At 57.7% G+C, this 9,065-nt stretch carries 11 protein-coding genes; 4 read left to right on the top strand and 7 right to left on the bottom strand.

What is annotated here, in order from left to right; all coding sequences use genetic code 11:
- The 5 genes from AAC035_RS14445 to ccoN form a co-directional block, all read right to left on the bottom strand.
- Positions 1 to 460 (bottom strand): 4Fe-4S binding protein (locus AAC035_RS14445; RefSeq protein WP_339805344.1); only part of this gene is annotated, 460 nt, incomplete at its 3' end.
- A 164-nt stretch (positions 461 to 624) separates the two neighbouring features.
- A complete protein-coding gene (gene ccoP, locus AAC035_RS14450; protein WP_339805346.1) occupies positions 625 to 1,518 on the bottom strand; it encodes a cytochrome-c oxidase, cbb3-type subunit III in 894 nt (297 codons plus the stop codon).
- Entirely contained in the window at positions 1,515 to 1,700 is a 186-nt protein-coding gene (locus AAC035_RS14455) for a CcoQ/FixQ family Cbb3-type cytochrome c oxidase assembly chaperone (RefSeq protein ID WP_339805348.1), read from the bottom strand. Before AAC035_RS14455 ends, ccoP begins: the two co-directional genes overlap by 4 nt.
- Positions 1,701 to 1,705: 5 nt before the next feature.
- Entirely contained in the window at positions 1,706 to 2,314 is a 609-nt protein-coding gene (gene ccoO, locus AAC035_RS14460) for a cytochrome-c oxidase, cbb3-type subunit II (protein ID WP_339805349.1), read from the bottom strand.
- Between the two features lie 16 nt (positions 2,315 to 2,330).
- On the bottom strand, positions 2,331 to 3,761 hold the full coding sequence (ccoN, locus tag AAC035_RS14465; protein WP_339805350.1) for a cytochrome-c oxidase, cbb3-type subunit I: 1,431 nt from the start codon (positions 3,759 to 3,761) through the stop codon (positions 2,331 to 2,333).
- Between the two features lie 232 nt (positions 3,762 to 3,993).
- On the opposite strand from ccoN, the gene AAC035_RS14470 reads away from it, so the two are divergent.
- Positions 3,994 to 4,665, top strand: a complete 672-nt coding sequence (locus AAC035_RS14470) for an alpha/beta fold hydrolase (RefSeq protein ID WP_339805352.1) — start codon at positions 3,994 to 3,996, stop codon at positions 4,663 to 4,665.
- Between the two features lie 39 nt (positions 4,666 to 4,704).
- Complete coding sequence (gene rlmM, locus AAC035_RS14475) at positions 4,705 to 5,787, top strand: 23S rRNA (cytidine(2498)-2'-O)-methyltransferase RlmM (protein WP_339805354.1); 1,083 nt, start codon at positions 4,705 to 4,707, stop codon at positions 5,785 to 5,787.
- A 43-nt stretch (positions 5,788 to 5,830) separates the two neighbouring features.
- Here the strand turns inward: rlmM and AAC035_RS14480 are convergent, their stop codons facing one another.
- A complete protein-coding gene (locus AAC035_RS14480; protein ID WP_339805356.1) occupies positions 5,831 to 6,115 on the bottom strand; it encodes an antibiotic biosynthesis monooxygenase family protein in 285 nt (94 codons plus the stop codon).
- Between the two features lie 138 nt (positions 6,116 to 6,253).
- Between AAC035_RS14480 and tusA the strand changes: the two genes are divergently transcribed.
- Positions 6,254 to 6,493, top strand: coding sequence for a sulfurtransferase TusA (tusA, locus tag AAC035_RS14485; protein WP_339805358.1), 240 nt, complete (start codon positions 6,254 to 6,256; stop codon positions 6,491 to 6,493).
- 7 nt (positions 6,494 to 6,500) lie between these two features.
- Here tusA and dsbD read toward each other — a convergent pair whose 3' ends face one another.
- Complete coding sequence (gene dsbD / locus AAC035_RS14490; RefSeq protein ID WP_339805359.1) at positions 6,501 to 8,405, bottom strand: protein-disulfide reductase DsbD; 1,905 nt, start codon at positions 8,403 to 8,405, stop codon at positions 6,501 to 6,503.
- A gap of 274 nt (positions 8,406 to 8,679) precedes the next feature.
- Here dsbD and AAC035_RS14495 point away from each other — a divergent pair.
- The coding region (locus AAC035_RS14495; protein WP_339805361.1) for an elongation factor P hydroxylase at positions 8,680 to 9,065 on the top strand (386 nt) is incomplete at its 3' end.

Below are 9,065 nucleotides of genomic sequence, written 5' to 3' on the forward strand. Positions count from 1 at the left end.
TGTCCATCTTCATCCGCTTGTTGCGGCTGCCTTCGATGCGCTCTTCCACCCACATGAAGATGAAGGTCCAGACGGTTTGCGGACAGGTATAGCCACACCACACCCGGCCAAACAGGGTGGTGATGAAGAACAGGCCAAAGGCACAGATGATCAGCATGCCCGCAAGCAGGAAAAAGTCCTGGGGGTAGAAAGTGGTGCCGTAGAGATGGAACTGCCGGGCCGGCAGATCAAAGTGAATCAGAGGCTGGCCGTCGAGGGTAAGCCAGACGAACAGAAAATACATACCCATCAGCGCCATAAGGCTGAAGAACCGGATACGCTGAAACAGTCCGGTTACTTCCCGAACGTAGATCTTCTCGCGACTCGCGTATAAATCGACGGTTTCCGGTTTCTTTTTTTTGTTGTCGGAGGGGCCGTCAGTGTTCGGGTCAATCTGATGGACCGGAATCTGACTGCTCATCGTTACCTCCCGATGATGATGTCGGCCGGGTGGGATCACCCTGACCTGGATCTTTTCAAGCCTGAACCCGCTTCACGAGGACTCAGGGTTGAACAGACCCTGTACCGGAAGAGACTTCCGGCACACGGTGTTACCTGCCAATCTGACGCTGATCTTCCGTTTGATCAATCGTTGGAAAGCCCGTAAACGTAGGCTGCCAGGATCTGGATCTGGGCATCGCTGAGACGATCGCTCTGGGCGGGCATCTCGTTCTGTCTGCCGTACAGCACGGTCTCCTCGATCCACTCATAAGTGCTGCCATACAGCCACGAATTATTGGTGAGATTCGGCGCACCGAGGGCAGTGTTGCCTTTGCCGTCAGCTCCGTGGCAAGCAGCGCAGGCCTGGGCAAACACCTGCTCTCCGGCTTTTGCGGCCTCGGCATTCTTCTCACGGCCGCTGTAGGCCAATACATAGTTTACCACCTGATCAACCTGAGTGGCGTTCATATTCGGCATGACGCCCTTGGCGGGCATGTTGCCCTGACGACCGTTGTGCAGTGTTGCCAGGATCTCTTCCGGTGAGCCGCCCCACAGCCAGTCGTCGTCGGTCAGGTTGGGGAAACCAACCGATCCGCGTGCGGCTGTACCATGACAGACAGCACAGTTGTTGGCGAACAGACGTTGGCCCATGCGCATGGCCTGTTCGTTCTGTGCCAGCTCCGGCACCGGGGTTTCTTCAAACTGGGCGTAGAGTTCGCCGTATCTGGCGTCAGCAAGCTGCATTTCTTCTTCCCACTGACCGTGCTGGGACCAACCCAGCAGGCCCTTGAAGTTGCCAAGACCGGGGTAGAGCGCCAGGTACCCCAGCGCGAAAATACAGGTGCCGAGGAACAGGTAGAACCACCATTTGGGCAGCGGATTGTCATACTCCTCTATGCCATCGAAGGAATGGCCCATGGTCTTTTCAGTTTCTGTGTCGGTTGTCTGGCTCTTACGGGTAGCCCAGAGCAGCCACCAGCAGCCAAAAATGGTACCGAGCACGATCACACTGATCCAGATGCTCCAAAAGGTACTCATTGTTTTTTCTCCGTTTTGTCCTGTTGCACCGTGCGGTCTGCAATTTCGTCGTCATCGAACGGAAGCCTGGAGGCTTCGTCGTTTGCCTTTTTCCGGTGGGCGCTGTAGGCCCACCAGATGATTCCGAAAAAGGCAATCATGACCAGAATTGTCTGGATGCCGCGTAATAAACCCATATCCATAAGGATCACCGTTTACTTGAGATGACGGTACCCAATTGCTGCAGGTAGGCGACCAGAGCGTCGATCTCGAACTCGCCCTGTACCATGTCGGCAGCACCAGCAACCTCTTCATCGGAATAGGGTACACCCAGTCTTTGCAGTGTCCGCATTTTCTGGACCGTTATGGTGTGGTCCACCTTGTCCTCGAACAGCCATGGGAAGGCCGGCATGTTCGATTCAGGCACTACGCTGCGCGGATCATAAAGATGCATCCGCTGCCAGGCGTCCGAATAGCGTCCGCCGACACGGGCCAGATCCGGACCGGTGCGCTTGGAACCCCACATGAACGGACGGTCGTAAACAAATTCGCCGGCCACGGAGTAATGGCCATAGCGTTCTGTTTCCGCCCGGAACGGACGGATCTGCTGGGTATGACAGACATGACAGCCTTCCCGACGGTAGATGTCACGACCCTCCAGTTCCAGTGCATTGAGGGGTTTCAGCCCCTCAATGGGTTGGTTGACTTCCTTGGAGAAGAACAGGGGCAGGACTTCGGCCAGAAAGCCTCCACTGATCACCAGCACGATCAGGACAGCCATCAGACCGACATTCTTTTCGACAATTTCATGATTCATGGTTACGGTCTCCGAATCAGGCGGCCTGGGCTACGCTGTTGTTAAGGGCCACGGCGTCTTTCTGACGAATGGTCATCCAGACGTTGTAGGCCATAACCAGCATGCCCGTGAAGAAGATAGCGCCACCGATCAGGCGGACAACATAACCCGCATAGGAAGCCTCAAGTGCTTCAACAAAGCTATAGGTCAGAGTGCCGTCCTCGTTGACTGCGCGCCACATCAGACCCTGCATGATGCCGTTGACCCACATGGCCACGATGTAGAGTACCGTGCCGACAGTCGCCAGCCAGAAATGCACATTGATCATGCCAATGGAGTACATTTCCCGGACGCCCCAGAGTTTCGGAATCAGATGGTAGATAGCGCCGATGCTGATCATGGCGACCCAGCCCAGAGCCCCTGAATGAACGTGACCAATGGTCCAGTCGGTGTTATGCGACAAGGCATTAACGGTCTTGATCGACATCATCGGACCTTCAAAGGTCGACATGCCGTAGAACGACAGGGACACCACCAGGAAGCGCAGAATCGGATCGGTGCGCAGCTTGTGCCAGGCGCCGGACAGGGTCATCATGCCGTTGATCATGCCGCCCCAGCTGGGGGCCAGCAGAATCAGTGACATGACCATGCCTGCAGTCTGTGCCCAGTCAGGCAGGGCGCTGTAGTGCAGGTGGTGGCCACCGGCCCACACGTAGGTGGCAATCAGGGCCCAGAAATGGACAATCGACAGCCGGTAGGAGTACACCGGGCGGTCAGCCTGCTTCGGAACGAAGTAGTACATCATGCCGAGGAAGCCGGCGGTCAGGAAGAAGCCCACCGCGTTATGGCCGTACCACCACTGCATCATGGCGTCCGTAACACCGGCATAGGCCGAGTAGGAGTGCATGGCGGTTGCCGGCAGTGCCAAGTTGTTACCGATATGCAGCACTGCGATGGTGAGAATGAAGGCACCGTAGAACCAGTTGGCCACGTAAATATGGGGCATGGCCCGCTTCATGATGGTGGCGAAGAACACAACGGCGTAGGCCACCCAGACGATTGCAATTGCAATGCTGATGGGCCATTCAAGCTCGGCGTATTCCTTGGTGGTGGTGTAGCCCAGGGGCAGGGTAATAGCGGCCGATACAATGATCGCTTGCCAGCCCCAGAAGGTAAAGGCCGCAAGGCTGTCGGAAAACAGCCTGGCCTGACAGGTACGCTGGACAACGTAATAGGACGTTGCAAACAGTGCGCTACCACCAAAGCCGAAAATAACGGCATTGGTATGCAAGGGCCGCAGGCGGCCGAAGTGGGTCCAGGGCAGGTCAAAATTCAGTTGTGGCCAGACCAGCTGTGCTGCAATCAACACACCCAGGCCCATGCCCACAATGCCCCACACCACTGTCATAATGGCGAATTGTCTCACCACCTTGTAGTTGTATGTCAGGTTTGCGTTTGCTGTGCTCATAGCCTTACCAACGGATTCAGGATGGGGAAAGAAACCGGCGCAAGTATGGAGAAACGATAACCTGTTTGCAATGACTCAGGTCAACTCCCGGAACGCCGGAAAGCCGCTTAAATCAGGATGATGGAGACTTATAATCAGTGTGTTCGTGAATGATTGAAAAAGTACCTTTCGGGTGTCCGCCTTTCGCGAGGCTGCGACCCATGGACAGTCGGTATCTGGAGTCGTTTTACTCATGTTAGCTGGAGATACACAGGAGGCAAGGTGGTGGCGGCTTGAGAGTGGTCGCAGCACCGACTCAGCGGCGGCGCCGGTGCTGTTGCTGGCCCACGGCGCCGGATTGGGGGCGGATTCGCCCTGGATGGAATCCATGTCCGCCGCCCTCGTGGAGCGCGGAATCACCGTGGTCCGTTTCGAGTTTCCCTTTATGGCTCGTCAGCGCTCAGAAGAGCGCAAGCGACCGCCGGATCCCATGCCTGCATTGGCGGCTTGCTTCCGCTCCCAGGTTGACCGTGCGCAAGCGCTTTACGATGCTCCCTTATTCGTTGGCGGCAAGTCCATGGGTGGCCGGGTGGCCTCGCTGCTGGCCGCTGAGGCAGCGGACGGCCTGGCAGGTGCGGTCTGCTTCGGTTTTCCCTTCCATCCACCGGCCAAGCCCCTGTCATGGCGAACCGGTCATTTCAAGGACTTCAAGGTGCCGGTGAAGATCATCCAGGGAAGCCGCGATCCTTTTGGCAAACCCGTCGAAATGGAGGCTCACCCTGAAGTGGCACGGTATGCCAGCCTGGAATGGCTGGACAGTGGCGATCACGATTTCCGGCCACTGCGCCGCTCCGGCCGCTGCCAGGCCGGACTGATGGATGAGGCGGCAACTCTGGCGGCTGATTTTATGCATGCAATCCGTTAGGCTTCGCGTCTTCGAGCGTTGTTTACTGGATACCCGAGAATGAAAGGTTTGCTGGTGTATTGCCGGCCCGGATTCGAATCCGAGGCCGGGCAGGAGTTGATGGACGTCGCAGCTGCTCTGGGCGGTTATGGCTATTTCGAGCCCAGGCAGCACCAGGGCTGGCTGCTGTTCCACCTGTCTGGCGGATTGACGCCGCAGCAGTTGCTGGAGCAGCAATCGATAGCTGAGCTGGTGTTTGTCAGAGACTGGCTGATCTGGTCGGGCACAGTGGCGTTACCCGCAGAAGACCGGGTTGGCGCGCTGATCAAGGCACTTCGTGAGCTGGAGGAGTCAGTGCCCCGTTGCGGGAGAGTCGAGGTGCGGTTGCCAGAAAACTCCACAGACCGTGATCTGGGTAACTTCACGCGACAATGGGTCGCACCCCTGTCGAAAGGTTTAAGGGGTGCTGGTCTGCTGGCAGAGGCAAGATCATCATCAGTGGACACGGATCGGCTGGAGTTGCTGGTACCGGATTTTGATCAATGTCTGATCGGTTACAGCCTGCAACAGAACCGGGCCCGTTACCCCATGGGTATTCCACGACTGAGGTTGCCCGCAGACGCACCCAGCCGGTCTGCAGCCAAGCTGGAGGAAGCCTGGAAAGTGCTGTTGCCGGCGGGGCGGGAGCTGGATTACCTGGGGGGTGGCAAAACGGCTGTCGACCTCGGAGCTGCTCCCGGAGGCTGGACCTGGCAGCTGGTGCGCCAGGGCATGCAGGTGGCGGCAGTCGATAATGGCCCGATGAACCAGGCGTTGATGGACTCCGGTCAGGTGCAGCACGTTAAAGCTGACGGTTATCAGTGGCGGCCGCGACGGGCGGTGGACTGGATGGTCTGTGATATTGTCGACAAACCGCGGCGGACGGCGGCTATGGTGGCCGACTGGATGGCAGACAGACTCTGCCGGTACAGCATATTTAACCTGAAGCTACCGATGAAAACCCGTTACCAGGAATGGCTGGTGTGCCAGGCGCTGATTGAGCAGCGCCTGACTGAAGCAGGCCTGCGGTTTCGGTTAACCGCAAAGCAGCTTTACCATGACCGGGAAGAAATCACCTGTTTTATTGAGCGTACAGACGGATGAGTCATGATGTCGCGGCTGTCCGCAGACCTTCAGTTGGTCCAGATCAGCACTGGTCAAGAATGGTGATTTTCTCATCCTGATCAAGCATCGGGGCTATTTCGTCTAATTGGCCCCGGCGCTCCGCAGAGTGGAACCAGCGCTCCCAGTCAGCGGCGGACCGCCAGTTGGCCAGGGTAAAACGGTGGTTGGGGTCCCGGGAATCCACCAGGGTTTCACCGGAAATAAAGCCGGGTGCGGCGACAGCGCGCTGAAGAATCTTGCGGGAGCGCTCCTCGTAAGCGGCTTCCAGACTTTCAGCAATATGGCGTTCGATAAGAACTCGGATCATGGCCACCTCTCTGGATATACTGGCGTGATGCTCCTGTCGGCGGGAGCTTGGAAATATGTTCCTATAACAGTAATTTAGCACCTGATACGAATACGTCTATCACGTAATAACCGATATATAACCGAGGTAAAGTTGACCGTGACTGAAACTGACCACACCGCAGAACTGGATGCGCGCGGGTTGATGTGCCCGGAACCGGTGATGATGTTGCACAACAAGGTGCGGGATCTCGCGCCGGGGGAAGTGCTCAGGGTGCTGGCAACAGACCCTTCAACCACCCGGGATATTCCCCGGTTCTGCCAGTTTCTCAATCATCAGCTGGTGCACCAGCAAGAGCAGGGCGGCGAGTACCACTTCTGGATCAGGCTCGGAGACTGAGCGTTGCTCAGTTGCTGCTCAGCTGCGGAATACGTTCAAAAGATTCCCGGACCTGGCCGACATGACGCAGGAACTGGTCCCGGGTCATCTCGCCCAGCACCCGGAATCCGCCGGCCTCGTTGCCATCGGTCTGGTAGAACAGCAGGGCCGGAGGGCCAAAAATGCCCAGCTCGTCCAGCAGCGCCTGCTGTTCACGGGTATTGGCTGTCATGTCAATCTGCAGCAGCGTGAAGGGTTCCAGCCGGGCAATCACGTCCGGGTCGCTGAACACTCTCCGTTCCATGACTTTGCAGGAAATACACCAGTCGGCGTAGAAATCCAGTAATACCGGCTCATTCCGGCCGCTGGCCGCAACCAGTTCCGAGCGAATACGGTCCGGGTCCTCGAAGCGCCGGAAATCCGCATGCTGAACTCCCGGAGATCCGTTGCTTCCACCGCCAGCCTGAGCCATGAACGGTGTCAGTGGCCGGGTCGGGTCGGTGGCACCACCGAGGGCGCCGGCCAGCAGCGCCAGGCCCCAGGCGAACATCACCAGGCCGAGGCCTTTCCAGGTGCGTTGCCAGCCCGCCCTGGCCTGATCAAAGGCACCCAGCTGAACGCCGGTAATGGCAGCCAGCAAGCCCCAGAGGGTCAGTCCCAGCCAGGCCGGCATCAATCGTTCCAGCAGCCAGATTGCCACCGCCAGCAGCATGACCCCGTAAAAGGCTTTGACAACGTTCATCCATGCGCCGGTGGAAGGCAGCAACTTGCGTCCCCCCACTGCAACCAGAATCAGGGGAACACCCATGCCCATGCCGAGCGAAAACAGCGCAATACCACCCACCAGTGCGTCCTGGGTGGTGCTGATGTAAAGCAGGCTGCCAGCCAGCGGTGCTGACACACAGGGCGAGACAATCAGGGCCGACAGCGAGCCGATACCAAACACGCTGGCCACCCGGCCACCGCTCAGTTTCTGACTGGCCTGATTCAGCCGGTCCTGAATCACTCGCGGCAGTTGCAGGTCAAAGACGTTGAACATGGACAGTGCGAACAGGGCAAACAATCCGGCGAAAATACCCAGTACCCAGGGTGACTGCAGATGAGCCTGGAGATTGAAGCTGGCGCCGAGACTGCCGGTGATAACGCCGGCAGCGGCGTAGGTCAGTGCCATACCGAGCACATAACTGAAGGCCAGTAACAATGCCTGGGCGGAATTGCGGGTGTTCTGACTGGACACCAGGGTTGAGATGATCGGTACCATCGGCAGGACACAGGGGGTAAACGTCAGCCCCAGGCCAAGGGCAAAAAATACCAGCGCGATGATCAGCAACGTCTGCTCGGAAAGAAATCCGGCGAGCCCGGTGGCGGTCTCCAGGTTCTGCGCGGCTGACGTGCCGGATGTGCTCTGAGCGGAAGCCGATGGCGAGACGGTGTCGGTGGTCAGCGCGCTGCCGCCACTATTATCTGATCCGTAGTAGAGAACCTCGCGGGTCTGTGGCGGGTAACACAATCCCGCTTCTGCACATCCCTGATAGGTAACCTGCAGCGTTGCTTCCCGTACACCCTCTGGCAGCTGTACCGACAGGCCGGCTTCGATTGGTTCGTAAAACACCATCATGGTGCCGAAGTAGGGATCTTCGGTTTCGGTGCCGGTCTGAGAGAAGGAGAGCTCGGAAATGCTGACGCCCTCAGCTACGGCCTCTACCGAAATTCGCTCCTTGTACAGGTAATGTTCCGAAGCAATATCCCAGCGCAGATTGACGCCATTTTCAGTAATAACATAGGAAAATGGCAGCGCTTCATCGACCGGCAGGAAGTCCTGGCCACCAAAGCTGTTGCTGCCAGTAAAGGCCGTGGCGCTCTGGGACAGCAAAAGCAGAATGACACTAAGGGTAAAGGCAAGGGCCCGGGACAAATGTAGTGGTATAGGCATCAGGAGCTGTATGGATCCGGTTTGTTGAAATAGAGGATATAATAAATGTTCTTTATGGACCGTTACCCTGGCCACAGGTTCCCGTTACATAGAGGTTATAATGGCCGGAACCCGGGTAAGGTACAGGAACTGGCCAGTCTGAATGCCGGGTCAGGATTTATATCCCCCGCTGGCATTATGAACAGCAAACACGCACAATAGCTGACGCATGAATCACCGTCCAGAAGACCTCGTCACACTCTTTAACACGCTGTTCCGGAACAGTCTCGGCACGATGCTGGTTAAAGGCAGCGGCGAACCGGAATATCTGCCGGCTGACGGTGAGGGCAACTGTGCCCGGATCATCTTTGCTCACGGCTTCTTCGCCAGTGCCCTGCACGAAATCAGCCACTGGTGCATTGCCGGTGCCGAGCGCCGCCAACAGGTGGACTATGGTTACTGGTATTGTCCGGACGGGCGATCAGTGGCGCAACAACAGGCATTCGAACAGGTCGAGGTCAAACCCCAGGCTCTGGAATGGCTATTCACCATAGCCTGTGGCCGCCGCTTCCACATCAGTGTGGACAACCTTGATGGTGGCGGTGCCGTGGATGCTGACGGTTTCCGCCAGCGGGTACAGCAGCAGGCGCGCCGCTACCTTGACCGCGGGTTACCGCAGCG

Origin of the sequence: uncultured Marinobacter sp., assembly GCF_963974375.1 — a bacterium.
GTDB lineage: Bacteria > Pseudomonadota > Gammaproteobacteria > Pseudomonadales > Oleiphilaceae > Marinobacter.

What these genes read in the sequence shown, in the direction of transcription:
- ccoP (WP_339805346.1), bottom strand. Translation starts at nt 1,518, where the DNA reads ATGAGTACCTTTTGGAGCATCTGGATCAGTGTGATCGTGCTCGGTACC.
- AAC035_RS14455 (WP_339805348.1), bottom strand. Translation starts at nt 1,700, where the DNA reads ATGGATATGGGTTTATTACGCGGCATCCAGACAATTCTGGTCATGATT.
- ccoO (WP_339805349.1), bottom strand. Translation starts at nt 2,314, where the DNA reads ATGAATCATGAAATTGTCGAAAAGAATGTCGGTCTGATGGCTGTCCTG.
- ccoN (WP_339805350.1), bottom strand. Translation starts at nt 3,761, where the DNA reads ATGAGCACAGCAAACGCAAACCTGACATACAACTACAAGGTGGTGAGA.
- AAC035_RS14470 (WP_339805352.1), top strand. Translation starts at nt 3,994, where the DNA reads ATGTTAGCTGGAGATACACAGGAGGCAAGGTGGTGGCGGCTTGAGAGT.
- rlmM (WP_339805354.1), top strand. Translation starts at nt 4,705, where the DNA reads ATGAAAGGTTTGCTGGTGTATTGCCGGCCCGGATTCGAATCCGAGGCC.
- AAC035_RS14480 (WP_339805356.1), bottom strand. Translation starts at nt 6,115, where the DNA reads ATGATCCGAGTTCTTATCGAACGCCATATTGCTGAAAGTCTGGAAGCC.
- dsbD (WP_339805359.1), bottom strand. Translation starts at nt 8,405, where the DNA reads ATGCCTATACCACTACATTTGTCCCGGGCCCTTGCCTTTACCCTTAGT.